This is a genomic window from Ensifer sp. 22460 (assembly GCF_052044935.1).
Lineage (GTDB): Bacteria > Pseudomonadota > Alphaproteobacteria > Rhizobiales > Rhizobiaceae > Ensifer.
Map to the genome: position 1 here is coordinate 161,972 of NZ_JBQENZ010000009.1, position 25,661 is coordinate 187,632.

23 protein-coding genes are annotated in these 25,661 nt (G+C 62.9%); 9 read left to right on the plus strand and 14 right to left on the minus strand.

Annotated features, from left to right (window positions below):
- The first annotated feature begins 225 nt into the window (after positions 1-225).
- Entirely contained in the window at positions 226-1,131 is a 906-nt protein-coding gene (locus tag ACTJKM_RS13945; protein ID WP_440660511.1) for an aminoglycoside phosphotransferase family protein, read from the plus strand.
- A gap of 330 nt (positions 1,132-1,461) precedes the next feature.
- Positions 1,462-2,211: a F0F1 ATP synthase subunit A gene (locus ACTJKM_RS13950; protein ID WP_110878784.1), complete on the plus strand. Its 750-nt coding sequence runs from the start codon at positions 1,462-1,464 to the stop codon at positions 2,209-2,211.
- Between the two features lie 39 nt (positions 2,212-2,250).
- On the opposite strand, the gene ACTJKM_RS13955 is transcribed toward ACTJKM_RS13950, so the two are convergent.
- Genes ACTJKM_RS13955 through ACTJKM_RS13970 form a run of 4 tightly spaced genes read right to left on the minus strand, consistent with a single transcriptional unit; the run spans position 2,251 to position 5,790 of the window.
- Entirely contained in the window at positions 2,251-3,099 is an 849-nt protein-coding gene (locus ACTJKM_RS13955) for a metal ABC transporter permease (protein ID WP_058321744.1), read from the minus strand.
- Complete coding sequence (locus ACTJKM_RS13960; RefSeq protein WP_057255029.1) at positions 3,096-3,956, minus strand: metal ABC transporter permease; 861 nt, start codon at positions 3,954-3,956, stop codon at positions 3,096-3,098. The genes ACTJKM_RS13955 and ACTJKM_RS13960 overlap by 4 nt, the downstream gene beginning before the upstream one ends.
- Entirely contained in the window at positions 3,953-4,888 is a 936-nt protein-coding gene (locus ACTJKM_RS13965) for a manganese/iron ABC transporter ATP-binding protein (RefSeq protein WP_440660514.1), read from the minus strand. The genes ACTJKM_RS13960 and ACTJKM_RS13965 overlap by 4 nt, the downstream gene beginning before the upstream one ends.
- On the minus strand, positions 4,885-5,790 hold the full coding sequence (locus tag ACTJKM_RS13970) for a metal ABC transporter substrate-binding protein (RefSeq protein WP_440660515.1): 906 nt from the start codon (positions 5,788-5,790) through the stop codon (positions 4,885-4,887). The genes ACTJKM_RS13965 and ACTJKM_RS13970 overlap by 4 nt, the downstream gene beginning before the upstream one ends.
- Before the next feature lie 122 nt (positions 5,791-5,912).
- Here ACTJKM_RS13970 and ACTJKM_RS13975 point away from each other — a divergent pair, with 122 nt between their 5' ends.
- The gene (locus ACTJKM_RS13975) at positions 5,913-6,341 is read left to right on the plus strand and encodes a Fur family transcriptional regulator (protein ID WP_057255032.1); all 429 of its coding nucleotides are present in this window, start codon (positions 5,913-5,915) and stop codon (positions 6,339-6,341) included.
- A gap of 72 nt (positions 6,342-6,413) precedes the next feature.
- Here the strand turns inward: ACTJKM_RS13975 and ACTJKM_RS13980 are convergent, their stop codons facing one another.
- On the minus strand, positions 6,414-7,325 hold the full coding sequence (locus ACTJKM_RS13980; protein ID WP_058325684.1) for a DMT family transporter: 912 nt from the start codon (positions 7,323-7,325) through the stop codon (positions 6,414-6,416).
- A 158-nt stretch (positions 7,326-7,483) separates the two neighbouring features.
- Positions 7,484-8,971 (minus strand): nucleobase:cation symporter-2 family protein, encoded by a 1,488-nt coding sequence (locus ACTJKM_RS13985; protein WP_440660517.1) that lies wholly within the window; start codon positions 8,969-8,971, stop codon positions 7,484-7,486.
- A 302-nt stretch (positions 8,972-9,273) separates the two neighbouring features.
- Between ACTJKM_RS13985 and ACTJKM_RS13990 the strand changes: the two genes are divergently transcribed.
- On the plus strand, positions 9,274-9,729 hold the full coding sequence (locus ACTJKM_RS13990) for a hypothetical protein (RefSeq protein ID WP_156414740.1): 456 nt from the start codon (positions 9,274-9,276) through the stop codon (positions 9,727-9,729).
- Positions 9,730-9,841: 112 nt separating this feature from the next.
- Here the strand turns inward: ACTJKM_RS13990 and ACTJKM_RS13995 are convergent, their stop codons facing one another.
- The 8 genes from ACTJKM_RS13995 to ACTJKM_RS14030 form a co-directional block, all read right to left on the minus strand.
- Complete coding sequence (locus ACTJKM_RS13995) at positions 9,842-11,563, minus strand: ABC transporter substrate-binding protein (protein WP_057255036.1); 1,722 nt, start codon at positions 11,561-11,563, stop codon at positions 9,842-9,844.
- A 79-nt stretch (positions 11,564-11,642) separates the two neighbouring features.
- Positions 11,643-12,065, minus strand: a complete 423-nt coding sequence (locus ACTJKM_RS14000; protein ID WP_082616181.1) for a DUF2160 domain-containing protein — start codon at positions 12,063-12,065, stop codon at positions 11,643-11,645.
- The gene (locus ACTJKM_RS14005) at positions 12,065-12,883 is read right to left on the minus strand and encodes a carbohydrate ABC transporter permease (protein WP_057255037.1); all 819 of its coding nucleotides are present in this window, start codon (positions 12,881-12,883) and stop codon (positions 12,065-12,067) included. The genes ACTJKM_RS14000 and ACTJKM_RS14005 overlap by 1 nt, the downstream gene beginning before the upstream one ends.
- Before the next feature lie 22 nt (positions 12,884-12,905).
- Positions 12,906-13,772, minus strand: a complete 867-nt coding sequence (locus tag ACTJKM_RS14010; protein ID WP_057255038.1) for a carbohydrate ABC transporter permease — start codon at positions 13,770-13,772, stop codon at positions 12,906-12,908.
- A gap of 2 nt (positions 13,773-13,774) precedes the next feature.
- Positions 13,775-14,845: an ABC transporter ATP-binding protein gene (locus ACTJKM_RS14015; protein WP_057255039.1), complete on the minus strand. Its 1,071-nt coding sequence runs from the start codon at positions 14,843-14,845 to the stop codon at positions 13,775-13,777.
- A 21-nt stretch (positions 14,846-14,866) separates the two neighbouring features.
- Positions 14,867-15,937 carry an ABC transporter ATP-binding protein gene (locus ACTJKM_RS14020; protein ID WP_058325682.1) on the minus strand — a complete coding sequence of 357 codons (1,071 nt, stop codon included), beginning with the start codon at positions 15,935-15,937 and terminating at the stop codon, positions 14,867-14,869.
- A 139-nt stretch (positions 15,938-16,076) separates the two neighbouring features.
- Entirely contained in the window at positions 16,077-17,594 is a 1,518-nt protein-coding gene (gene glpD / locus ACTJKM_RS14025; protein WP_058325681.1) for a glycerol-3-phosphate dehydrogenase, read from the minus strand.
- Between the two features lie 131 nt (positions 17,595-17,725).
- A complete protein-coding gene (locus tag ACTJKM_RS14030) occupies positions 17,726-18,490 on the minus strand; it encodes a DeoR/GlpR family DNA-binding transcription regulator (RefSeq protein WP_058321804.1) in 765 nt (254 codons plus the stop codon).
- Between the two features lie 171 nt (positions 18,491-18,661).
- Here ACTJKM_RS14030 and ACTJKM_RS14035 point away from each other — a divergent pair, with 171 nt between their 5' ends.
- The 5 genes from ACTJKM_RS14035 to fdhF all read left to right on the plus strand — a co-directional run bounded on the left by ACTJKM_RS14035 (position 18,662) and on the right by fdhF (position 25,649).
- Positions 18,662-19,429, plus strand: a complete 768-nt coding sequence (locus ACTJKM_RS14035) for an SDR family NAD(P)-dependent oxidoreductase (RefSeq protein ID WP_058321752.1) — start codon at positions 18,662-18,664, stop codon at positions 19,427-19,429.
- 220 nt (positions 19,430-19,649) lie between these two features.
- Positions 19,650-20,546: a LysR family transcriptional regulator gene (locus ACTJKM_RS14040; protein ID WP_057255043.1), complete on the plus strand. Its 897-nt coding sequence runs from the start codon at positions 19,650-19,652 to the stop codon at positions 20,544-20,546.
- A gap of 179 nt (positions 20,547-20,725) precedes the next feature.
- Positions 20,726-21,205 (plus strand): formate dehydrogenase subunit gamma, encoded by a 480-nt coding sequence (locus ACTJKM_RS14045; RefSeq protein ID WP_057255044.1) that lies wholly within the window; start codon positions 20,726-20,728, stop codon positions 21,203-21,205.
- A complete protein-coding gene (locus tag ACTJKM_RS14050) occupies positions 21,202-22,758 on the plus strand; it encodes a formate dehydrogenase beta subunit (protein ID WP_093233144.1) in 1,557 nt (518 codons plus the stop codon). Before ACTJKM_RS14045 ends, ACTJKM_RS14050 begins: the two co-directional genes overlap by 4 nt.
- An 11-nt stretch (positions 22,759-22,769) precedes the next feature.
- A complete protein-coding gene (gene fdhF / locus ACTJKM_RS14055) occupies positions 22,770-25,649 on the plus strand; it encodes a formate dehydrogenase subunit alpha (RefSeq protein ID WP_440660519.1) in 2,880 nt (959 codons plus the stop codon).
- Positions 25,650-25,661 lie beyond the last annotated feature (12 nt).

A 25,661-nucleotide genomic window follows, 5' to 3' on the forward strand; every position in this document is an offset into this window, starting at 1 on the left:
GATGATCGGTCGGCCGGGCTTCCATGATCTCAAGCTATCAACGGGTCTAGGCCTTCTTCATCCTCGAAATCCGTCGCGGCGGCAATATGCAACCGCCGATATCGGCAAGCGACTGTCACGTCTCAACACAACGCGCCGCTGAGCGAGTGTTACGGTGAACTAGGAAGTTGAAATTCGGGGACGATCCCATAGCTTGCTGGACGCAAACATCGAATGGAATACGTCATGGCAAACCCGAATTCAGCCGAGCTTGCGATCGATGCGTCGCTGGTACGGCGGCTGATCGCGACACAGTTTCCGCGATGGTCGGATCTTGCGGTGCGCCCGATCGAGCCCGGCGGCTGGGACAACAGAAGCTTCCGGCTCGGCGAGCAGATGACCGTGCGCCTTCCAAGCGCCGAGCGCTATGTGCTGCAAGTGGAAAAGGAGCACCGCTGGCTGCCGCGGCTGGCTCCCCAATTGCCGCTGCCCATTCCCGTGCCGCTTGCCAAGGGCACGCCGGGAGAAGGCTTTCCCTGGCCCTGGTCTGTCTACCGCTGGCTTCAGGGGGAAACATTGGTGGTGGAACGGGTCGCAGATCTCGGGCAAGTGGCGAAGGATCTCACGCGGTTTCTGCGCGCCTTGCGGCAGGCGGATGCTGCGAGTGGGCCTTTGCCCGGCGACCATAACTTCCACCGCGGCGGTCCGCCTGCCTTCTATGACGAGCAGACACGTCAGGCGCTCCCACTGCTTGAGGGACAGGTCGACACGGCGGCGGCCAGAGAGGTCTGGGAAGCGGCCCTTGCTGCGCCATTCGAGGGGACGCCCGTCTGGTTTCACGGCGATATCGCCTGGGGCAACCTGTTGGTCGCGCAGGGTCGCTTGAGCGCGGTCATCGATTTCGGCACTTCGGGTGTCGGCGACCCCGCCTGCGATCTGGCGATCGCCTGGACGTTCTTCCATGGCGAGAGCCGCGAGGTCTTCCGTCATGGCATGGCACTCGATCGCGGTGCCTGGGCCCGCGGGCGTGGCTGGACCCTGTGGAAGGCGCTGATCGTGCTTGCCGGCATGACCGGCGCACCTGCAAGCGAGAAGGCAAAGCAGCGCACGGTGATCGAAGACGTGCTTGCGGATCATCGCCGCTTCGGCTAGCGCCCAAGCCACGATCGGGGGCAAGCCAGCTTGACCCCGCTGCAAATTGCCTCTAGGTCAGGCGCACGCGGGACGACCCGCGTCGGTGCTTCGCCTGGGGACGGCCCCAGTATCTCGACCGAGATACTTGGAGTCGATCGCATCATGCAGCCCCAAAGCTCGCGGCACGTCCGCGCGACCTTTCCCTTTATTGAACAGCCTAGTCATTCCATCGGAAGCAATCGCTTCGTGGAACGATCTCGGCCGCCGATCGCTTGTCCAACACATTGACGCGCCGGCGGCCGCCGACGCGCGCCGCCGATGCGTCTCCGCCAACACATGAGGTTGATGATGGCCGGACCCATCGAACAATTTGAGATCAAGTCACTCCTACCGATCGCCGAGATCGGCGGTCACCAGATCAGCTTTACCAACTCGGCCGCCTATATGGTGCTGACGGTGGCGATCGCCAGTCTGTTCCTGATCCTGTCAACGGGAAGACGCGGCCTCGTGCCGAACCGGGCGCAGTCGGCGGCCGAGATCCTCTATGAGTTTGCGGCAAAGACGCTGCGCGACAATGCCGGCGAGAAGGGCATGCGCTTCTTCCCGCTGGTCTTCTCGCTTTTCGTGTTCATCCTCACCGCCAACCTGATCGGCATGTTCCCCTATGCCTTCACGGTGACGAGCCATATCGCGGTTACCTTCGCGCTGGCCATGCTGGTGTTCCTGACGGTCACGCTCTATGGCCTTTACCGGCACGGCTTCGGCTTCCTCAGGCTGTTCATGCCGGCGGGCGTGCCGTTGATTCTGGCGCCGATCATCATCCCGATCGAGGTGGTCTCCTACCTCTCGCGTCCCGTCAGCCACTCGGTTCGTCTATTCGCGGTCATGCTGGCCGGCCACATCACGCTCAAGGTTTTCGCCGGTTTCGTCGTGGGCCTCAGCGGCTTTGGGGCGCTCGGGATCCTGGCCGCGGTCATGCCGCTGCTGATGACGGTGGCGCTGACCGGGCTCGAACTGCTGATGGCGCTCATCCAGGCCTATATCTTCACCATGCTGACCTGCATGTATCTCAACGACGCGCTCCATCCGAGCCACTGAGAACAGGCGATGAGGCTCCCTGCAACGGGAGCCTCTTTGTCATTCGATCGCCCGCCGCGCTTCGTTCCGGTAGGTCCGCCAGGAGGTCCAGGCAAAGGCGATCAGGAACATGACGGTCATCAGGAGCACGATGGTCGGCGCCGGCGCGCTGTCGATGAAGAAGGAGAGATAGACGCCGCAGAAGGAGGCCGTCATCGCGATGAGCACGGCGACGATGAGCATGGCGCCCATGGTGCGGGTGACCAGGAAGGCGATGGCGCCGGGTGCGATCAGCATGGCGATGGCAAGGATCAGCCCCACCGCCTTCAGCGCGCCGACGATCGTCAGCGACAGGATCGCGAGCAGCCCATAGTGCAACCAGTTAACCGGAAGACCGACGGCTTTGGCCTGGGCGGGATCGAAGGCGTGCAGCAGGAAATCGCGCCATTTGACGGCGAGAATACCGGTGGCGACCAAGGCGATCACGCCGGTCTCGGCGATGTCGCGCCAGCCGATGCCGAGCATGTCGCCGAAGAGGATGTGGTCGAGGTGCACGTCGCTCTGGATCTTGGTGTAGAGCACCAGCCCGAAGCCGAACATGCCGGAGAAGACCACGCCCATCACCGTATCCTGCTTGATGCGGCTGTTTTCCTTGAGATAGCCGGTCAAAAGCGCGCAGGACATGCCGGCGGCAAAGGCGCCGACGGCAAGCGGCAGGCCGACGATGTAGGAGATGACGATGCCGGGGAAGACCGCATGCGAGATCGCGTCGCCCATCAGCGACCAGCCCTTCAGCACCAGGAAACAGGAGAGCATGGCGGTCGGGATTGCCACCAGCACCGAGATCAGAAGCGCGTTGCGCATGAACTCGAATTCGAAGACCGCAAGCAGCATGTCGAGCGAGATCATCGGGCAGCCTCCATCGGTTCGGCGCTGCGCCTGCGCGCGGCGAGCAGCCCGTGCTTCGGGGCCAAGACGAAGGCCGTCAGGAAGATGAGTGTCTGCAGCACGATGATGATGCCGCCGGTGGCACCGTCGAGGAAGTAGCTGAAATAGGCGCCGAAGAAGCTCGTCAGCGCACCGATGGCGACGCTGATCAGGATCAGCCGCGGAAAGCGATCCGTGAGCAGGTAAGCGGTCGCGCCAGGCGTCACCACCATGGCGATGACAAGGAAAGCGCCGACGGTCTGCAGTGCTGCGACCGTACAGGCCGAGAGCAGGGTGAAGAACAGCACCTTGAGGAAGGTGGTGGGAATGCCGATCGAGCGGGCGTGGCTCTCATCGAAGAAGGTCACCATCAGGTCCTTCCACTTCGCTGTCAGAATGACCAGCGAGACGATGCCGATGATCGCGAGCTGCAGTGTGTCGGCGGGCGTGATCGCCAGGATGTTGCCGAGCACGATGGTCTGAATATTCACCGATGTCGGCGACAGCGAGACCATGAAAAGCCCGAGGCCGAAGAAGGAGGTGAAGATCAGGCCGATGATCGTGTCTTCCTTGAGCCTTGTGCGCTGGTTGAGAAACAACATGGCGCCGGCGGCAAGCGAGCCGGAGAAGAAGGCGCCGAGCGAGAAGGGCAGGCCGAGCATATAGGCGCCGGCGACCCCCGGGACGATCGAATGCGAGAGGGCATCACCGATCAGCGACCAGCCCTTGAGCATCAGATAGGAGGAGAGGAAGGCGCAGACGGCGCCGACCAGCGCGCTCACCCACATGGCATTGACCATGTAGCCATAGGTGAAGGGTTCCAGGAGCGTGGCGATCATTTGCCGTTCGGTTCCCCGTTGGTCTCGGGTTTTGCCGGCTGCGCCACCATCCGATCCTTGTCGCCATACATGACGAGCGGGCGCTCGTCGTCGGTGATGACGGCGAGCTGCCGCGGATCGGCATCGTCATGCAGGTTTTCGCCGCCGAGCACGAAGTGCCGGAGAACGCCGCCGAAGGCGAGTTCCAGGTTTTCGCGGGTGAAGGTGGTTTCCGTCGGGCCATAGGCGAGCACGGTGTTCTTGAGGAGCACGGTGCGGTCGCAGAATTCCGGCACACTGCCGAGGTTATGTGTGGAAACCAGCATGACCCGGCCCTCGTCACGCAGGCCGATCAGGAGGCGAATGATCGCGTCCTCGGTCTTGACGTCGACGCCGGTGAACGGTTCGTCGAGCAGGATGACCTTGCCATCCTGGGCGAGCGCGCGCGCCAGGAAGACGCGCTTCTTCTGGCCGCCGGAGAGTTCCCCGATCTGGCGCTTGTGATAGTCGCTCATGCCGACGCGGGCGAGCGCTGCCTCGACCGCCTCATGGTCTGCCTTCTTCGGGATGCGCAGCATGTTCATGTGGCCGTAGCGGCCCATCATGACGACGTCCTCGACCAGGACCGGGAAGTTCCAATCGACCTCCTCGGCCTGCGGCACATAGGCGACGAGGTTCTTCTTGAGCGCTTCCGGAACCGAACGGCCAAGGATCGAGATCTCGCCGCGCGACAGCCGGGCAAAGCCCATGATCGCCTTGAAGAGGGTGGACTTGCCGCTGCCGTTGACGCCGACGAGCGCCGTGATCGTGCCCGTCGGGATCTCGAAGGTCGCGTCGCGCAGGGCCCGCAGACCATTACGGTAGGTAACGGTGGCACCCGTAACACGTATGCCGCTGCCCTGTTCGCCGGATGCCGGCGCGGAGCCGGAGCGGGGCTTCACCTGAAGGTTCATTGCGAAAGCCCCTTGGCGATGGTTTCCGATGTGACGCGCAGCAGATCGATATAGGTCGGAACCGGACCGTCCGGCTCGCTCAAGGAATCAACGTAGAGCACGCCGCCGTATTTTGCACCGGTTTCGCGCGCCACCTGCTCAGCCGGATCGGGCGAGATCGTGCTTTCGGAGAAGACGACCGGAATGTGGTTGGCCCTGACGGCGTCGATGACCTTGCGAACCTGTTGCGGGGTACCCTGCTGATCGGCATTGATCGGCCAGAGGTAGAGTTCCTTCATGCCGAAATCGCGGATCAGGTAGCTGAAGGCGCCTTCGCTCGAAACCAGCCAGCGTTTGTCTTCGGGGATCTTGGCGATCTCGGCGCGGATCGGCGCGATGGTCGCCTCGATCTTCTGCTTATAGGCCTCGGCATTGGCCTTGTAGGTCTCGGCATTGGCGGGATCGTACTTCACGAAGGCGTCGCGAATGTTGTCGACATAGATGAGGGCTGCCGATGGCGACATCCAGGCATGCGGATTGGGCTTTCCGCTATAGGGGCCTTCGGCAATCCCCATGGGCTCGACGCCGGTCGAGACGACGGCACCGGGGACGTCATCAAAGTTCTGGAAGAACTTCTCGAACCAGAGCTCCAGGTTCAGACCGTTCCACAGGATCAGCTTGGCGTCGTGCGCCTTCAGGATGTCGCGCGGGGTCGGCTGGTAGTTGTGGATCTCGGCACCCGGTTTGGTGATCGATTCGACGATTGCGGCGTCGCCTGCGACGTTCTTGGCCATGTCGGCAATGACCGTGAAGGTCGTCACTGCCTTGAATTTCTCCTGCGCTGAGCCGGCGCCGGGAAGGAGCGCGATGGCTGCCAGGGCAGCTGCCGCTGCCAGGATCGCGCGCTTCGTCTGATCGATCATTCGCTACTCCCAGATGTTGACATCAACAGGAGTAGGGGAATGATTTGCATAAGTCAATGCAAATGCGAAGCATTCGCAACTAGCTATTTTCAAAACCAATGCCCTTGGCTAGTGTAACGACCATGAAACAGAACAAGAATCGTGTCGAAGAGCTGGAAGGCGTTTTGCGGGATGGCGGCGTGCGCGTTACGCGCCAGCGCTCCGCAATCCTGAAGATTCTCGCCACCGCCGAAGACCATCCGGATGCAAACGAACTGCATCGCCGGGCGAAGGAAATCGACGCCACCGTCTCGCTTTCGACGGTCTACCGGACGCTGTCAGCGCTCGAGCAGCAGGGCGTCGTGCAGCGCCATGCCTTCGAAAGCGCGACGGCGCGTTTCGAGACCGCCGACGCGCCGCATCACGATCATCTGATCGATATCGACACGGGGGCTGTGATCGAGTTCCGTTCCGACAAGATCGAGCAACTGCAAGCGGAGATTGCCGCCGAGCTCGGCTACGATCTCGTGCGCCACCGGCTCGAGCTCTACTGCCGCAAGCGCAAGGACTGAGCGAAGCTCGTCAGAGTCGTTGCGCTCGTGATGTCGCGCAACGTCTCCTTTTGCTTTCAAATGAAAAGAGTGTCAGCCGCGACCCGCGACGGCGGAGGTGCGCCGCCGTGCCGGTATGGTCATGGCCGCAACGCCGATGATGACGCAACCGAGACCGATCCAGGCGGTGTCCGACAGCCGTTCGCCGAGGAAGATCGCGCCGATGGCGACACCGACCGGCACGCGCAGATAGGCCTGGGCCGTGGCGCCGACCGAACCCAGCGTCTGGATCAGCCGGAAGTAGATGGCGAAGGCAAGTGCTGTCGAAAAGACTGCGAGGCCAAGGAGCGCAAGCAGCGAATCCATGGATGGAGCCAGCGTCCAGGGCCTGTCGACGATGAGGCTGGTGGGGATCAGCAGCACCGTGCCTGATATCAGCGAGCCGGCGGCGGGCATCATCGGGTCGAGCCCTTTGAAGCTGCGCCCGAAGATGGCGGCACCGGCATAACAGACGGTTGCAAGCACCACGGCGAGCTGTGGCAGCAATTGTTCGCCGAGGCCGCCGAAGGCCTCCATGCCGATGATCAGGCTGATGCCGGTCATGCCGGCAATGACGCCGACGAGCTTGCGGGCGGTGACCGGCTCGTGGTGGGTGACCAGGGCCGTCATAAGGAAGGCGAAGATCGGCGTCGTCGCATTGAGAATCGAGGCGATGCCGGCATCGATCGTCTGCTCGGCCCAGGCAATCAGTGTGAAGGGCACGACGCTGTTGAGGCAAGCCTGGAACAGGAACCGCCGCCAGGTTGCGAGGTCGCGCGGCATCTTCAGGCCACGCCAACGGAGAACCGCGAGAAGCAGGGCGCCGGCGATCAAGGTACGAGCGGCAATCAGCGTGACCGGCGGAATGGTTTCAACGCCGATCTTGATGAAGGTGTAGGAAGCGCCCCAGAGCGTGGCAAGCGCAAGCAGCAGGAGAAGCTCGAGGGTGAGATTGGTCTTGGCCATGGCATGGAACCTCCGTGTCGTCGTCGTTGTCCTTCTTCTAGCGCCGTGGAGATGGCAGATGCTTCGGTGGCGATCGAAGTATCGAGATCTCTCCGTGGACGTGAGACGACAAAGCCCCGGTCACCTTTCGGGACCGGGGCGGGTGCTTTCTGTATCGCTCAGTGGCTGTCGGCGAGCTTGGCCGCGTTGACGGACGCGGACCTTTCCAGGCTCAGGCCGTTGAAGAAGGCGTTGAGCACCACCGCCGAGATCGAGGCGAGCACGATGCCGGACTCGATGATCGGGTGGATCGCATGCGGCAGCCACATCAGGTAGTTCGGCGCGATCAACGGGATCAGGCCGAAGCCGACCGAGACGGCGACAACGAAGAGGTTGTTGCGCGACGACTTGAAGTCGACGGTCGACAGGATGCGCACGCCGGTGGCCGCCACCATGCCGAACATCACCAGGCCGGCGCCGCCGAGCACGAAGGTCGGCACCGCTTCCACCAGCGCGCCCATCTTCGGGATCAGTCCGAGCGCGATCATGATGGCGCCCCCCATCACGCAGACATAGCGGCTCTTTACGCCGGTGACGCCGACGAGACCGACATTCTGCGAGAAGCTCGTATAGGGGAAGGTGTTGAACAGGCCGCCGATCATCGTGCCGAGGCCATCGACCCTGAGCCCCGCCGTCAGTTGCTGCTGCGATACTTCGCGGTTGGTCATTTCGCCGAGCGCCAGGAACATGCCGGTCGATTCGATCATGACGACGATCATCACGAGCGACATGGTGGCGATCAGCACCGGATCGAAGATCGGCATGCCGAAGCGCAGCGGCGTGACCACGGCAAACCAGCCGGCGTCGGCCACCCGGTCGAAGTGCATCATGCCGAGTGCGGCGGCGAGGACGCAGCCGAGGACGACGCCGGTCAGCACCGCGATGTTGCTGATCAATCCGCGGCCGAAGCGTGCGATGACGAGGATGGACACAAGCACGAAGGCGGCAAGCGCGATGTGGCTCGGCTCCGCATAGAGCGGGTTCGGCACCGTGGCGCCGAGCACCAGACCATCAGGAATAGCAGGCCCGCCGCCGGCGGCGGCCGCGGCCTTCATCGCGGCCAGCCATTCGGCATGGGCTGGGTCGACCAGTTTCGGCGCCGTTGGGCCGAAAGGATTGCCGAAGATCCAGTTGACGCCCACCCGCATCAGCGAAACGCCGATGACGAGAATGATGGTGCCAGTGACGATCGGCGGGAAGAACTTGAGCAATCTGCCCATCAACGGCGCGATCAGCAGGGCGACGAGGCCGGCGCCGATGATGGCGCCGAAAATCATGCGCGCGCCCTCCTGGCCCGGGGTCATCGCCGCCATCGAAACCATCGGGCCGACGGACGCGAACGTAACGCCCATCATGACGGGAAGGCGGATGCCGAAGCTGCGACCGAGGCCGAGCGACTGGATGATGGTGACGATGCCGCAGACGAACAGATCGGCCGAGATCAGGAAGGCAACATCCTGGGGGCTGAGCTGCAATGCCCGGCCGACGATCAGCGGTACCGCGACGGCGCCGCCATACATGACAAGAACGTGCTGGATCCCAAGCGTGGCGAGCCTGCCCACAGGCAGCTTCTCGTCCACCGGGTGTATGCTGGAAACGTCGCTCATGGTTCCTCCTCCCATCACGTCGACCAGTCCGGTTCCCCCGTCCTCCAACAGGGGAGCGCAATTTTTCCGTGCCGAGGCAGAATGTCGCAAGTATTGCGAAAGCGAAAACACTTTCCGGAATCCGGGGGAAATCAGTCACGATGCCCTGGTGGCGGGAACGGTTGCCGCCAAGGTCGCGAGCCTTGACGAAAAGCTACAGGCGAGCCTGACGAGGCGGGAGACCATGCAACGTAGCCGCAATGCGAAGCAGCGATGGTCTCTTACGCCGGTGCTCCGGCGCTGTTCGTTTGGGATCATGGTCGATGGTATCTTGGAGATTGGCCTTCTGGCGTTTGCTCGCTGTGCTGTTCGCGCTCGCCTTCGCGCTTCCACCGGTTGCCGCGCGCGCCAACGGCGCCACCTTTCCGGGGCAGTGGCAGCAGGTGGCGTCAGGAACGGACGCGTGCGAGGCCTGCTGGGTCGAAATCAGGCGGAACGGTCCGGTCCTGAAGGTGACGGGCAAGGACGGATGGTTCGCGGTGGTCCATCTCGGACGCGCTGGAGGCGGCCATAGCGCCGAGGGGATCGGTCGCTGGAGCGAGGACGGGGACAGCCACTATCGCGGCCAGCCATTCGATATCCGGATCGCTATCGTCGACAAGCATCTCTACATGGACATGACCGTGCAGATGGACGACGGCTCGACGCACGCCGTCCGAGCGATCTTCGACAAGCGCCGGTCCGAGAAGTCCGGACGCCTTCGGCTGGCCCGGATGTAGGCACGGCCATGCCCCCTCAGGGATTGCCGGCAAAGAAATACCGGGGCCGTTGCCGACCCCGGTGCCGCATCTCCTGAAAGAAAAAGGCCGCCCGGTGGGGGCGGCCTTCTTGTTATTTCTGCCAGCTCTTGACCAGATCGTCGTAGTTGACGGTCTGCGGCTTTTCTTTCTCGTTCTCGACCTTCAGCTGCGGAGCGAGGTTGCCAGCCTTGACGGCTTCGGCGTTCCAGTACTCAAGGTCATGCTCTTCGGCGAGCTTCGGGCCGATGTCGCCCTGAACGCCCGAACGTTCGAGACGGGAGAGAACCTTCTCCTGCTCGGCGCACAGCGAGTCCATGGCTTCCTGAGCGGTCTTGGCACCCGAGGATGCGTCGCCGATCGCCTGCCACCACAGCTGAGCCAGCTTCGGATAGTCAGGAACGTTCGTGCCGGTCGGCGACCACTGCAGGCGGGCCGGCGAACGGTAGAACTCGATCAGACCGCCGAGCTTCGGAGCACGGTCCGTGAAGCTCTTGTGGTCAAGCGTCGACTGGCGGATGAAGGTGAGGCCGACATGGCTCTTCTTCACGTCGACGGTCTTCGAAGTCACGAACTGCGCATAGAGCCAGGCGGCCTTGGCGCGATCGTCAGGGGTGGACTTCAAGAGCGTCCAGGAACCGGCGTCCTGGTAGCCGAGCTTCATGCCGTCCTTCCAGTAGACGCCGTGCGGGCTCGGAGCGAAACGCCACTTCGGCGAGCCGTCCTCGTTGACGACGGGCAGGCCCGGCTTGACGAAGTCGGCGGTAAAGGCCGTGTAGGTGAACATCTGCTGGGCGATTTCGCCCTGCGACGGAACCGGACCGGATTCCGAGAAGGTCATGCCCTGGGCAGCAGCCGGTGCATAGGCCTTCATCCAGTCGAGGTACTTCTGGATGGAGTAGACGGCCGCCGGGCCGTTGGTGTCGCCGCCGCGGGCAACGCACGAGCCGACCGGACGCGAGTTCTCGTCGACCTTGATACCCCATTCGTCGACCGGCTTGCCGTTCGGGATGCCCTTGTCGCCGTTGCCGGCCATCGACAGCCAGGCGTCGGTGAACCGCCAGCCGAGCGACGGGTCCTTCTTGCCGTAGTCCATGTGGCCATAGACCTTCTTGCCGTCGACTTCGCGGCCGGTGAAGAACTCGGCAATGTCCTCATAGGCCGACCAGTTGACCGGAACGCCGAGGTCGTAGCCGTACTTCGCCTTGAAGTCCGCCTTGTTCTTCTCGTCGTTGAACCAGTCGTAGCGGAACCAGTAGAGGTTCGCGAACTGCTGGTCGGGCAGCTGGTAGAGCTTGCCATCCGGCGCGGTCGTGAAGGACTTGCCGATGAAGTCGTCGATGTCGAGGTTCGGATTGGTGACGTCCTTGCCTTCATTGGCCATGAAGTCCGTCAGGCTGCGCGCCTGCTGGTAACGCCAATGGGTGCCGATCAGGTCAGAGTCGTTGATGTAGGCGTCGTAGACGTTTTCGCCCGACTGCATCTGCGTCTGCAGCTTTTCGACGACGTCGCCTTCGCCGATCAGGTCGTGGGTGATCTTGATGCCGGTGATGTCGGCGAAGGCCTTGGCCAGCGTCTTCGATTCGTATTCATGGGTGGTGATCGTTTCGGAAACGACCTTGATTTCCATGCCGGCGAAGGGCTTGGCCGCATCGACGAACCACTGCATTTCGGCTTCCTGGGCCGCGCGGTCGAGCGAGGACATGTCGCCGATTTCGGTATCGAGGAACTTCTTTGCCTCGTCCATGCCGGCAAAAGCGGTGCCGGTGAAAGCCAGCAGCATAGCCGCCGTCGTAGTCAAAAGATGCCGTCGCATAATTCCCTCCCTTAGGTTTGCGAATGCGGTTCTTTAGCTTTTGAGGGGCCGCTCCCGCGGCCCCTCAAATCGGCTCGCCTCAGACATAGCGGAAGACGCCGACGGCATAGACCAGCGAGAGCGCGAGCGCCCACCACAGGTTCTGCCCGCCGACGAAACCGAGCCATGCGAGGTGAATGAAGGCGCTTCCGAGCAGCGACACGAAGAGGCGATCGCCCCGTGTCGTCTCGAAGCGCAGGATGCCGACGCGCGGGTTTCCGCCCGGCGCGGCATATTCCCAGACCGCCATCATCGACAGCAGCGCGAAGATGGTGAGGAAGAACATGGCCGACGGAAACGACCAGGCCATCCAGCCACCGGCGACCAGCGGCGCGAACCAGTCGCGCGCACCGTCCTTGATCGGCAGCATGCTCATGAGCAGCCCGGCGGCGGCGGCATAGACGATCAGAACGGCGGCGAAGGGCAGTTGCCAACGGGCCTTGCGAATGGGTTGAGCGGTCATCATACCCTCCCCAGGGCAAAGCCCTTGGCGATGTAGTTGCGGACGAAATAGATCACCAGCGCGCCCGGAATGATGGTGAGCACGCCGGCAGCGGCCAGCACGCCCCAGTCGAGGCCGGAAGCGGAAACGGTGCGGGTCATGGTGGCGGCGATTGGCTTGGCGTCCGTGGTCGTCAGCGTGCGGGCTAGCAGCAGTTCGACCCAGGAGAACATGAAGCAGAAGAAGGCGGCGACACCGATGCCCGAGGCGATCAGCGGCATGAAGATCTTCACGAAGAAGCGTGGGAACGAATAGCCGTCGATATACGCGGTTTCGTCGATTTCCTTCGGCACGCCCGACATGAAGCCTTCGAGGATCCAGACGGCGAGCGGCACGTTGAACAGGCAGTGGGCAAGTGCCACGGCGATGTGCGTGTCGATCAGGCCGAAGGCCGAATAGAGCTGGAAGAACGGCAGGGCGAAAACGGCCGGCGGCGCCATGCGGTTGGTCAAGAGCCAGAAGAACAGGTGCTTGTCGCCGAGGAAGCGGTAGCGCGAGAAGGCGTAGGCCGCCGGCAGCGCTGCCGATACCGAGATCACCGTGTTCATCACGACGTAGATGATCGAGTTGATGTAGCCGTTGTACCAGGATGGATCGGTGAAGATCACCTGATAGTTCCTGAGCGTCGGGTTCACCGGCCAGAGCGAGAAGGTGCTGAGGATCTCGCTCGTTTCCTTGAAGCTCATGTTGACGAGCCAATAGATCGGCAGGAGCAGGAAGACGATGTAGATCGTCGGCACCAGCCAGGAAAGGCGTTCGGTAAGCGGTTGTGTTTGCATGTTGGTTCTCCTCCCGCCTTTATCAGCCTTGCGCGTCGCTCGTGGTCATCACGGTGTAGAAGATCCACGAGAGCAGCAGGATGATGAGGAAGTAGATGATCGATAGCGCTGCCGCCGGACCGAGGTCGAACTGGCCAATGGCCGTCTTGACGAGGTCGATCGACAGGAAGGTGGTGGAGTTGCCGGGGCCGCCGCCGGTAACGACGAAGGGCTCGGTGTAGATCATGAAGCTATCCATGAAGCGCAGCAGGAAGGCGATCAGGAGCACACGCTTCATCTTCGGCAGCTGGATGTAGCGGAACACCGACCAGCGCGAGGCGCCGTCGATCTTGGCCGCCTGGTAATAGGCGTCCGGGATCGAGACGAGGCCGGCATAGCACAAGAGCACGACGAGGCTCGTCCAGTGCCAGACGTCCATGACGATCAGCGTCACCCAGGCAGCGACCGGGTTCTGCACGTAGTTGTAGTTGATGCCCATGCCTTCGAGCGTGCGGCCGAGCAGGCCGATATCGACGCGGCCGAAGACCTGCCAGATGGTGCCGACGACGTTCCACGGGATCAAGAGCGGCAGCGCCATCAGCACGAGGCAGACCGGGACGCCGAGACCCTTCTTCGGCATGTTGAGGGCGATGATGATGCCGAGCGGGATTTCGATGGCCAGAATGATCGCCGAGAAGATCAGGTTGCGGGTGAGCGCGTCCCAGAAGCGGTCGGAGGTCAGCACCTGCACGTACCAGTCGGTGCCGGCCCAGAAGAACGCGTTGTTGCCGAAGGTGTCCTGGACCGAATAGTTGACGACGGTCATCAGCGGGATGACGGCCGAGAAGGCGACCAGCACGAGAACCGGCAGCACCATGAACCAGGCCTTGTTGTTCCAGGTTTTTTCCATGGTCAGGCCTCCTCGCCGACGCGCCAGGAATCGGCGTAGATGTTGATGGCTTTCTGATCGAAGCGGACGCGCGGATCGGCGGGGATCTCGCCATCCTCGTCGACGATGATCGAGATCGGCTGATCGGCGAAGCGGGCACGCACGATCTTGTGGCGGCCGATGTCCTCTACCTTGGTGATCGCCACGGGCATGCCTTCGCGGCCGAGCGAGACGAATTCCGGGCGGATGCCGAGCTCGGTCTTGGCGCCGGCCTTGAACTTGGGCAGGAAGTTCAACGCCACGTGTTCGCCGCCGACCGTCGCGGTGTTGCCGTCGAGCTTGACCGGAAGCACGTTCATGCCCGGCGAACCGATGAAGTAGCCGACGAACGTGTGGCGCGGGCGCTCGAAGAGTTCGGCCGGGGTACCGATCTGAACGATCTGGCCGTCATACATGACGACGACCTTGTCGGCGAAAGTGAGCGCCTCGGTCTGGTCGTGGGTGACATAGACCATGGTGAAGCCGAACTGCTTGTGCAGCCGCTTGATCTGTGAGCGCAGCACCCACTTCATTTCCGGATCGATGACCGTCAGCGGCTCGTCGAACAGGATGGCGCTGACGTCGTTGCGCACGAGGCCGCGGCCAAGCGAGATCTTCTGCTTCTGGTCGGCGGTCAGCCCGCGGGCGGTCTTCTTCGCCCAGCCGCCGAGACCGATCATTTCGATCGTCTCCTTGACGCGGCGGTCAACCTCGGCTTCCGGCACATGCCGGTTGCGCAAGGGGAAGGCCAGATTGTCGTAGACCGTCATCGTGTCGTAGATCACCGGGAACTGAAACACCTGGGCGATGTTGCGTTCCTGGGTCGAGAGATGCGTCACGTCCTTGCCGTCGAAGAGGATGTGCCCTTCCGACGGGTTGATCAGGCCGGAGATGATGTTGAGCAGCGTGGTCTTGCCGCAGCCGGAAGGGCCGAGCAGCGCATAGGCGCCGCCGTCGTTCCATTCGTGATGCACTTCCTTCAGCGCGTAGTCGTTTTCAGACTTCGGCTTGGCGCCATAGGCGTGGCGGATATGTTCGAGATCGATGCGTGCCATGTTTTCCTCCCAGCGCCCCCTTTAGGCCGCGCCGCCGATGGCGCGTCCATCAGGCCCGAAGGCCATGAGATGACGGGTGTCGACGAAGACCTCGAGGGTCGCGTCGGGTTCGATGTCGTGAATGCCTGGCGCGAGCATGACCCAGCGCGCATTGGCAAATCCGACGTGAATGAAGCTTTCCGAGCCTGCGATCTCGGAGATCGCGGTCTTGACGGTGAGTGCGTCGCCGCTGCCTTGCGGACGGTCGAACGAAATATGGTGCGGCTGGAAGCCGACGGTGCAGGGACCGTCGGCGATGCCAGCCAGATGCGAAGGCACCGTCAGCACCGGCTTGCCGTCGAGCGCGAAAGCCGAACCTGATTTGACGAGTTCGATGCAGTTCAGCGGCGGATCGGCGAAGGTGCGGGCGGTGATGAGATCGACCGGACGACGATAGACGTCGATGGTCTTGCCGAACTGGGTGATGCGGCCCTGGCTGAGGGCTGCGGTATTGCCGCCGAGCAGCAGCGCTTCCGAAGGCTCTGTCGTCGCATAGACAAAGATGGCACCGGAGGCGGAAAAGATCTTCGGCAGTTCCTCGCGCAGTTCCTCGCGCAGCTTGTAGTCGAGGTTGGCGAGCGGTTCGTCGAGCAGCACGAGGTCGGCATTCTTGACGATGGCGCGGGCAAGTGCCGTGCGCTGCTGCTGACCACCCGAGAGATTGAGCGGCGTGCGGTCGAGATAGGGCGTCAGCTTCAGGAGATCGGCGGCCTTGCGCACTTCGCGGTCGATCGTCGCGGTGTCGGCGCCGCTGATGCGCATCGGCGAGGCGATGTTCTCATAGACGGTCATCGCCGGGTAGTTGATGAACTGCTGGTAGACCATGGCGACCGAGCGCTTTTGCACCGGCAGGCCCGTCACATCGATGCCGTCGAAGATCAGCGAACCGGAAGCCGGCTTGTCGAGACCGGCCATCAGCCGCATCAGCGACGTCTTGCCGGACAGGGTCGGGCCGAGCAGTACATTGAGCGACCCCCTCTCCAGCACCAGGTCGGTCGGGTAGATATGCGTCTCCCCGCCCACGACCTTGGATATCTTCTTCATTTCAAGCATTGAATTCTCCACCCAGCCTGTCGGCATTCCCGAGCGTTTCCAAGCCGGCGTGGAAACGCTCCATCTCGTCGTTTTTCGCATTTCCGGACGCAGAGCCTCTGCGCGCTTTGGCTGGAAATGCTTCAGAATGCGAGGATCCTCACGCGGCTGCGTCGGCCGCACCTCGCATGTATTCCTCCAGCGCCGCCGCCTCGCCGGGCGTCAGCTTCAATCCCAGTTTCGTGCGGCGCCACAGCACGTCCTCGGCGCGCCGTGCCCATTCCTTGGCGATCAGCCACTTGACTTCCGCCTCGTAGAGATCGGCGCCGAAGCGGCGGCCGAGCGCCGCCTCGTTCGAGGCCGAACCCAGGAGGGTGGCTGCCTGCGTGCCGTAGAGGCGCACAAGGCGACGGGCATGCACAGGCGCAAGGAAGGGGTATTGCTTTTGCAGTCTTGCGACTTCGTCGGCATAACCCTGGGCGGGGAATTCTCCGCCCGGCAGCTTTGATCCTGCGGTCCATTTCGAACCCTTGACGCCGATCGCCTCGCCGATCTTTTCGAGCGCGGATTCACCGAGGCGGCGGTAGGTCGTGAGCTTGCCGCCGAAGACGTTGAGCAGCGGTGCCGCACCCTTGTCGCCCTCGACGCGCAGCACGTAGTCGCGGGTTGCTTCCTGCGCCTTGCTGGCGCCGTCATCATAGAGCGGGCGCACGGCCGAATAAGTCCAGACGATATCGTCCTTCGTCACCGGTTCCAGAAAATATTCGCTCGCCGCGCTGCAGAGATAGTCGACCTCGGCATCGCTGATGCGCACATCCGCCGGGTTGCCGGTGTAGTCGCGATCGGTGGTGCCGATCAGCGTGAAGTCTTCCTCGTAAGGGATGGCGAACATGATGCGGCCATCCGGGTTCTGGAAGAAATAGGCACGCGGATCGTCGAACTTCTTCTTCACGACGATGTGGCTGCCCTGGACGAGGCGGACATTGTGGACGTCGTTCTTGCCGAGCGCGCCCGAAAGCACCGCATCGACCCAGGGGCCGGCCGCATTGATGAGCATGCGCGCCTGCAGGGTCTTGCGTTCGCCGGTTGCCTGATTTTCGGTCTCGACGGTCCAGAGCGCGCCTTTACGCCGTGCCGAGACGACGCGGGTTCGGGCCATGATCACGGCGCCGCGATCGGCAGCATCGCGGGCATTGAGCACAACCAGGCGGGCGTCATTGACCCAGCCGTCGGAATATTCGAACGCCTTGTTGAACAGCCGCTTCAGCGGCTTGCCGGCCGGATCGCGGTTCATGTCCAGCGTCGCCGTTGCCGGCAGCAGCTTGCGGCCGCCGATGTGATCGTAAAGGAAGAGGCCGAGGCGGATGAGCCAGGCCGGGCGCAGGCCGCCCTTATGATAGGGCAGCACGAAGCGCATCGGCCAGATGACGTGCGGCGCCATTGCCCAGAGCACTTCACGCTCCATCAGCGCTTCGCGCACGAGGCGGAACTCGTAATGCTCGAGATAGCGCAGGCCGCCATGAATGAGCTTGGTGGAGCCGGAAGAGGTGCCGGAGGCGAAATCGTTCATTTCGGCCAAGGCGACCGAGTATCCGCGGCCGACCGCGTCGCGCGCGATGCCGCATCCGTTGATGCCGCCGCCGATGACGAAGACGTCGTAGATTGCCTGCTCTGACACTGCTGTTTCCCCTCCACTTTTCGCGATGCACAAATTGATGCATGAGCGAAAGTGAAATCAGTTAAAACGAAAACATACCGAATGTCAAACGAATGCTCCCCGAATCTTTAGGGGTGTCTAAACCTCCCGATTCAGACGTCGGTTTCGATCAGCCGAACATCCTGTTCGGCACAGATTTTCCTGACATTTTCAAGCGTACAGCGATCGGTGATGAAGGTCTGGACCTGGGAGATATGGCCGATGCGCACCGGCGCGGTTCTTTCGAATTTGGTCGAGTCGGAAACGAGGATGACATGGCGTGCATTGGCGATGATCGCCTGGGCGACTTTCACTTCTCGGAAATCGAAATCGAGTAGCGCGCCGTCATGGTCGATCGCCGAGGCGCCGATGACCGCGAAATCGACTTTGAACTGCTTGATGAAGTCGACGGCGGCCTCGCCGACGATACCGCCGTCGGAGCCACGCACGACGCCGCCGGTGATCACCACCTCGATCGAGGGGAACACTCGCAAGCGGTTGGCGACGTTGATGTTGTTGGTGATGACCATCAATTCCTTGTGGTCGAGCAGCGCTTCACCCACGGCCTCGGTCGTCGTGCCGATATTGATGAACAGCGAGGCGTTGTCGGGGATGAGTTCGGCGGCCGCCCTGCCGATCGCCTGCTTCTCCGGTGCTGCGATCTGGCGGCGGGCATCGTATTTGACGTTTTCCTTGCCGCTCGGGAAGATCGCACCGCCATGAATGCGGTTCAAAATCTTGGCGTCGCAGAGGTCGTTCAGGTCCTTTCGGATGGTTTGCGGCGTAACGGAAAAGCGCTGCGCCAGTTCCTCCACGAGCACCCGGCCCTCGCTCTTCGCCAGCTCCAGGATTTCCGCCTGCCGACCTGTCAGGTACATTCCGTCCTCCCCATTTTCGTTTTGTTTCATAATATGCAAAAACGAAAGCCATGCAATTTCAGATTCGGCGGTTTCGATGAAATCGCTTTCGCTGCGGGCCAAAGGATCAGTGCGCGTTGCATTCGTTTCGCCGATGGGCGACTCTGCTTGAGGAATGAAGAGGGGAAGGACATGTTTCATCCGGCGTTGTTCAAGGGCATGACCGTTGTGGTCACCGGTGCAGGGCGCGGCATCGGGCTGGAGGTTGCCCGGCAGTTTCTGGATTGCGGCGCGCATGTGCTCGTCCATGCCGGCCGATCGATCGGCGATCTGCCCGATTTTCTCGAATCGGCGGCGACGGAAGGCCGGGCGCATGTCGTCACCGCGGATTTTCTGGCGCCCGGTGGCGTCGAGGGGCTGGCCGAGGTGGTCAGAGGCCAGTTCGATAGCATCGATATCCTCATCAACAATGCCGGCACCATGGTCGGTCGCTTCCCGGCGGCAGAGCTGACCGACGAGCAGTACCAAACCGTCGTGCAGCTCAACCAGACTGCGGTCGTCGAAATGACGCGGGCGATGCTGCCGCTTCTGCGCAAGGGTACGCATCCGGCAATCGTCAACACCGTATCGATCTCCGCCCTGACAGGGGGCAGCGCCGGCTCTTCGATCTATTCGGCCAGCAAGGCCTTCGTCGCCACCTATTCCAAGGCGCTGGCGCGCGAGCTCGCGCCCGAGGGCATCCGGGTCAACTGCGTTTCGCCGGGCACGATCACCACCGACTTCCACGAGCGCTATTCGTCGCCGGAAAAACTGGAGGCGACCCGCAAGACCATCCCGCTCGGCCGGCTCGGGACGGCGGAAGATTGCGCGCCGGCCTATCTGTTCCTCGCTTCGCACGCGCTGTCGGGCTACATCACCGGGCAGGTGTTGGAGGTCAATGGCGGGCAATTGATTGCTTGAACATGTGTTTGCGTCGGCGTTCGCCCCTCATCCGCCTGCCGGCACCTTCTCCCCGCGCGCAGGGAGAAGGGACAGCGCTGCGCCGTATTCGTTCTGCCTTGACTGCAAGCGGGCTTGTCTCGCCGGGCACGTCCCCTCTCCCCGCGAGCGGGGAGAGGGTTAGGGTGAGGGGCAAGCCAGTCCAGTAGCGTGGCAGAATCAAGAACTCCAAAGGCATGACATGATCGACAAGCTGGAAATGTTCCTCGTTCTCGCACGCGAAAGACACTTCGGTCGCGCGGCGGAGGAGTGTGGCGTAGCGCAACCGACCTTGTCGGCCGCCATCCGCCAGCTCGAGGATCAGCTTGGCGTGATGCTCGTCAGCCGCGGGTCGCGCTTCCAGGGACTGACGCCGGAGGGGCAGCGCGTGCTCGAATGGGCGCGCCGTATCGTCGGCGATGCCCGCACCATGCGCGAGGAGATGCGGGCGGCGCGCAAGGGCCTTTCCGGCCATATCCGCCTGGCCGCGGTGCCGACGACGCTGGCGATGGTGCCGATGATTACCGCGCCATTCCAGGAGAAACATCCTGATGTCACCTTCTCGGTGCTGTCGACCACGTCGCTGCAGATTCTGGCGCTGCTCGAAAACCTCGAGATCGATGCAGGTCTCACCTATCTGGAGAACGAGCCGCTCGGCCGGGTAACCAGCGTTCCGCTGCAAGTCGAGCGCTATCACCTCGTCACCGCCGCCGGAACGCCGCTTTCAGAGCGGGAAAGCGTGACGTGGAAAGAGGTTAGCGACGTTCGGCTTTGTCTATTGACGGCCGACATGCAGAACCGCCGCATCGTCAACCAGCATTTTGCCGAGGCAGGCGTGGTCGCCAGGCCGACGCTCGAATCGAACTCGATGATCGTGCTTTTTTCGCATGTGCGGACCGGGCGCTGGGCCAGCATCATGCCGTTCAACGTCGCGAAATCATTCGGTTTTCATGAGGATATCCGGATGATCCCGATCGTCGAGCCGGATGCCCGTCACACGGTCGGCCTGGTTGCGACCCATCGTGAGCCGTTTACGCCGCTTGTCTCGGCTCTGTTGCACGAGGCGCGTATCCTGGGTGAGCGAAACCAGGTTCAATAGATTTTTTCTATCGATCGACGGAACAGCCTTATTGACCCATCGGGCCATAAGCGCGAAGCTTTTTTGATCATGGCCGGAGACCGCCGAGGAACGGCCTTCGCCAGGTATTGAAATGTCGGCTGGACCGGTCGCCCGTTTGCGGGTGTCGCCGTCTAGCCCATGAGCCGGGAGGGCTCCCGTTGAACATCCATCAGCCGCGCGCCGACATCGCGGAAACCACCCTTGCCATCGTCGAGGAGCTCAAAGGGCTCGAAGGTCCGCTGTTGCCGATCCTGCACGAGCTTCAGGAAGAGTTCGGTTATGTGCCGCAGGAGTGCCTTCCGGTGATTGCGCGCGAGCTCAACCTGTCGCGCGCCGAAGTCTACGGTGTGATGACGTTTTACCATGACTTCCGCGAGCATCCGGCCGGACGCCATGTGCTGAAGCTCTGTCGCGCCGAGGCCTGCCAGTCGATGGGCGGTGATCAGCTCGCCGAGCGCGCCAAGCGGCTGCTCGGCATCGATTTCCATGAGACGACGCCGGATGGCGCGGTGACGCTGGAGCCGGTCTACTGTCTCGGGCTCTGTTCCTGCGCACCCTCGGCCATGCTTGACGGAGAGGTGCATGCCCGGGTCGATGCCGCCGATCTCGAGGCGCTCGTTCAGGAGGCGCGGCGATGACGGTGAAAATCTATATCCCGCGTGACGCCGCCGCCGTGGCGCTCGGTGCCGAGAAGGTCGCCAAGGCCGTGGCCGAGACGATCGCGGCCCGCGGTCTCGACGCGACAATCATACGCAATGGCTCACGCGGAATGCACTGGCTGGAGCCGCTGGTCGAAGTGGAAACCGCTGAAGGTCGCGTCGCCTACGGTCCGGTCAAGGCACGCGATGTCGGTTCACTGCTTGATGCCGGGCTGCTCGATGGCGGCGACCACGCGCTCTGTCTCGGGAAGACCGAGGAGATCCCCTTCCTCAAGCAGCAGACGCGACTGACATTTGCGCGCTGCGGCATCACCGATCCCCTGTCGCTCGACGACTACCAGGCCCATGGCGGCCTTGCCGGTCTGCGCAACGCCATCGCCATGGCGCCGGAGGCGATCGTCGCGCAGGTGACCGAGAGCGGCCTTCGCGGCCGCGGCGGCGCCGGTTTCCCGACAGGCATCAAGTGGAAGACGGTTCTCGAGGCCGCGGGGACACGCAAATACATCGTTTGCAATGCCGACGAGGGCGACAGCGGCACCTTTGCCGACCGGATGATCATGGAGGGTGATCCCTTCGTGCTGATCGAGGGCATGGCGATCGCAGGCATCGCGACCGGCGCCACCAAGGGCTTCATTTATACCCGCTCCGAATATCCCCATGCGATCGCGGCGATGGCTGAGGCGATCGAGATCGCGCGCAAGGCCGGCGTGCTCGGCGCTTCGGTGCTCGGCTCCGGCAAGGCCTTCGACATGGAGGTGCGCACCGGCGCCGGCGCCTATGTCTGCGGCGAGGAAACGGCGCTGCTCAACAGCCTCGAAGGCAAGCGTGGCATCGTTCGCGCCAAGCCGCCGCTCCCGGCCCACAAGGGCCTCTTCGACTGTCCGACCGTGATCAACAACGTGATCTCGCTCGCCTCCGTCCCTGTTATCATGGACAAGGGGGCTACCTTCTATCGCGACTTCGGCATGGGCCGCTCGCGCGGTACGATCCCGATCCAGATCGCCGGCAACGTCAAGCATGCCGGCCTGTTCGAAACCGCCTTCGGCCTCGCGCTCGGTGAGATCATCGATCACATCGGCGGCGGTACGGCGAGTGGCCGGCCGGTGAAGGCCGTGCAGGTGGGCGGCCCGCTCGGCGCCTATTTCCCTCGCGCTCTGTTCGACACGCCGTTCGACTATGAGGCCTTTGCCGCGCGCGACGGCCTCATCGGCCATGCCGGCATCGTCGTTTTCGACGATACCGTCGACATGCTGCACCAGGCGCGTTTCGCCATGGAGTTCTGCGCAGTCGAGAGCTGCGGCAAGTGCACGCCCTGCCGCATCGGTTCGACGCGCGGCGTCGAGGTGGCGGATAAGATCGCCGCCGGCATCGAGCCGGAGAAAAACCGCGAACTGCTCGCCGATCTCTGCAACACGATGAAATTCGGTTCGCTCTGCGCGCTTGGCGGGTTCACGCCCTATCCCGTCATGAGCGCCATGACCCATTTCCCGGATGACTTTCAGCCGGCACCGCGCGTTGAAGCGGCGGAGTGAGGAGGAAGACCATGTCTCTCATACATGAAATCGACTACGGCACTCCCGCTTCCAAGTCCGAAAAACTGGTGACGCTGACGATCGACGGGTGCGAAGTCACGGTACCTGAGGGAACCTCGATCATGCGCGCGGCGATGGACGCTGGCATCGAGGTGCCGAAGCTCTGCGCCTCCGACATGATGGATGCCTTCGGCTCCTGCCGGCTCTGTCTCGTCGAGATCAAGGGACGCGCCGGCATGCCGGCCTCGTGCACGACGCCGGTGGCGGCGGGTATCGAAGTCTCCACCCAGACGCCGCGGCTGAAGGACGTGCGCCGGGGGGTGATGGAGCTTTACATCTCCGACCACCCGCTCGACTGTCTGACCTGCGCGGCCAATGGCGATTGCGAGCTGCAGGACATGGCCGGCGCCGTCGGCCTGCGCGACGTGCGCTACGGGTATGAGGGCGAGAACCACGTCACGGCCCGCAACAATGGCGAAATCAATGCCAAGTGGCTGCCGAAGGACGAGTCCAATCCATACTTCACCTATGATCCGGCCAAGTGCATCGTCTGCTCGCGCTGCGTGCGGGCCTGCGAGGAAGTGCAGGGCGCCTTCGCGCTAACGATCGGCGGTCGGGGTTTCGACAGTCGCGTTTCGGCCGGCATGGCGGAAGACTTCATGTCGTCCGAATGCGTCTCCTGCGGCGCCTGCGTGCAGGCCTGCCCGACGGCGACGCTCACAGAGAAATCGGTCATCGAGATCGGCCAGCCGGAACATTCCGTCGTCACCACCTGCGCCTATTGCGGCGTCGGCTGCTCGTTCAAGGCGGAAATGCGCGGCGAGGAGCTGGTGCGCATGGTGCCGTGGAAGGATGGCCAGGCCAACCGCGGCCATTCCTGCGTCAAGGGTCGCTTTGCCTATGGCTATTCCAACCACAAGGACCGCATCCTCAACCCGATGATCCGCGAGAAGATCTCCGATCCCTGGCGCGAGGTCACCTGGGAGGAGGCCTATGCGCATGTGGCCTCCGAGTTCCGGCGGATCCAGTATCAGTACGGCCGTGATTCCGTCGGCGGCATCACCTCGTCGCGCTGCACCAATGAAGAGACCTATCTGGTGCAGAAGCTGGTGCGTGCCGGCTTCGGCAACAACAATGTCGATACCTGCGCCCGCGTCTGCCACTCGCCGACCGGCTACGGACTCGGCCAGGCTTTCGGCACATCGGCCGGCACGCAGAATTTCGATTCGGTCGAGTTCACTGACGTTGCCGTCATCATCGGCGCCAACCCGACGGACGGCCATCCGGTCTTCGCGTCACGACTGAAGAAGCGGCTGCGCGAGGGCGCCAAACTGATCGTCATCGATCCCAGGCGCACCGACATCGTGCGCTCGCCGCATATCGAAGCCTCCTATCACCTGCCGCTGCAGCCAGGCACCAATGTCGCGATCCTGACGTCGATGGCGCATGTGATCGTCACCGAAGGCCTCGCCGACGAGAAATTCATCCGCGAGCGCTGCGACTGGTCGGAATACGAGGACTGGGCGGCTTTCGTCGCCGAGCCCTATCACAGCCCGGAAGCGACCGAAGCCTATACCGGCGTGCCGGCCGAACTCGTGCGCGGTGCAGCAAGGCTCTATGCCACCGGCGGCAATGGCGCGATCTACTATGGTCTTGGCGTCACCGAGCACAGCCAGGGCTCAACAACGGTCATGGCGATCGCTAACCTTTCGATGGTCACCGGCAACATCGGCCGGCCGGGCGTCGGCGTGAACCCGCTGCGCGGTCAGAACAACGTGCAGGGCTCCTGCGACATGGGTTCGTTCCCGCACGAGCTGCCGGGCTACCGCCATATCTCCGACGACGCGACGCGCGAAACCTTCGAGAAGCTCTGGGGCGTTGAGATTTCCAACGAGCCTGGCCTGCGCATCCCGAACATGCTCGATGCCGCGGTCGATGGCACCTTCAAGGGCATCTACATTCAGGGTGAAGACATCCTGCAGTCCGACCCGGACACCAAGCATGTGGCAGCCGGCCTTGCCGCAATGGAGTGCGTCGTCGTGCACGACCTCTTCCTCAACGAGACGGCGAACTACGCCCACGTCTTCCTGCCGGGTTCGACGTTCCTGGAAAAGGACGGCACCTTCACCAATGCCGAGCGCCGCATCAACCGGGTGCGCAAGGTGATGACGCCGAAAAACGGCTATGCCGACTGGGAGGTCACGCAGAAGCTTGCCCAGGCGATGGGCCTCAACTGGAACTATCGTCATCCGTCCGAGATCATGGACGAGATCGCTGCCACGACGCCGAGCTTCGCGCTGGTCTCCTACGACTATCTCGACAAGTTGGGCTCGGTGCAGTGGCCATGCAACGAGAAGCATCCCGAGGGCTCGCCGATCATGCATGTCGACGGCTTCGTGCGTGGCAAGGGCAAGTTCATCCGCACCGAATATGTGGCGACCGACGAACGCACCGGTCCGCGCTTCCCGCTGCTCTTGACCACCGGCCGTATCCTCAGCCAGTACAATGTCGGCGCCCAGACGCGGCGTACCGACAACGTCGTCTGGCACGCGGAAGATCGACTGGAGATCCACCCGCACGATGCCGAACAGCGTGGCATTCGCGACGGCGACTGGATCAGGCTTGCCAGCCGCGCCGGCGAAACGACCCTGCGTTCGCTGATCACCGACCGCGTGGCGCCGGGCGTCGTCTACACCACCTTCCACCACCCGACGACGCAGGCAAACGTCATCACCACCGACTTCTCCGACTGGGCGACGAACTGCCCGGAATACAAGGTGACGGCGGTGCAGGTAATGCCGTCGAACGGGCCTTCGGACTGGCAGGTGGACTATGACGAGCAGGCCCGCCAGTCGCGCCGGATTTCCGGCAAGCTGGAGGCGGCGGAATGATGTTTTGCGCCG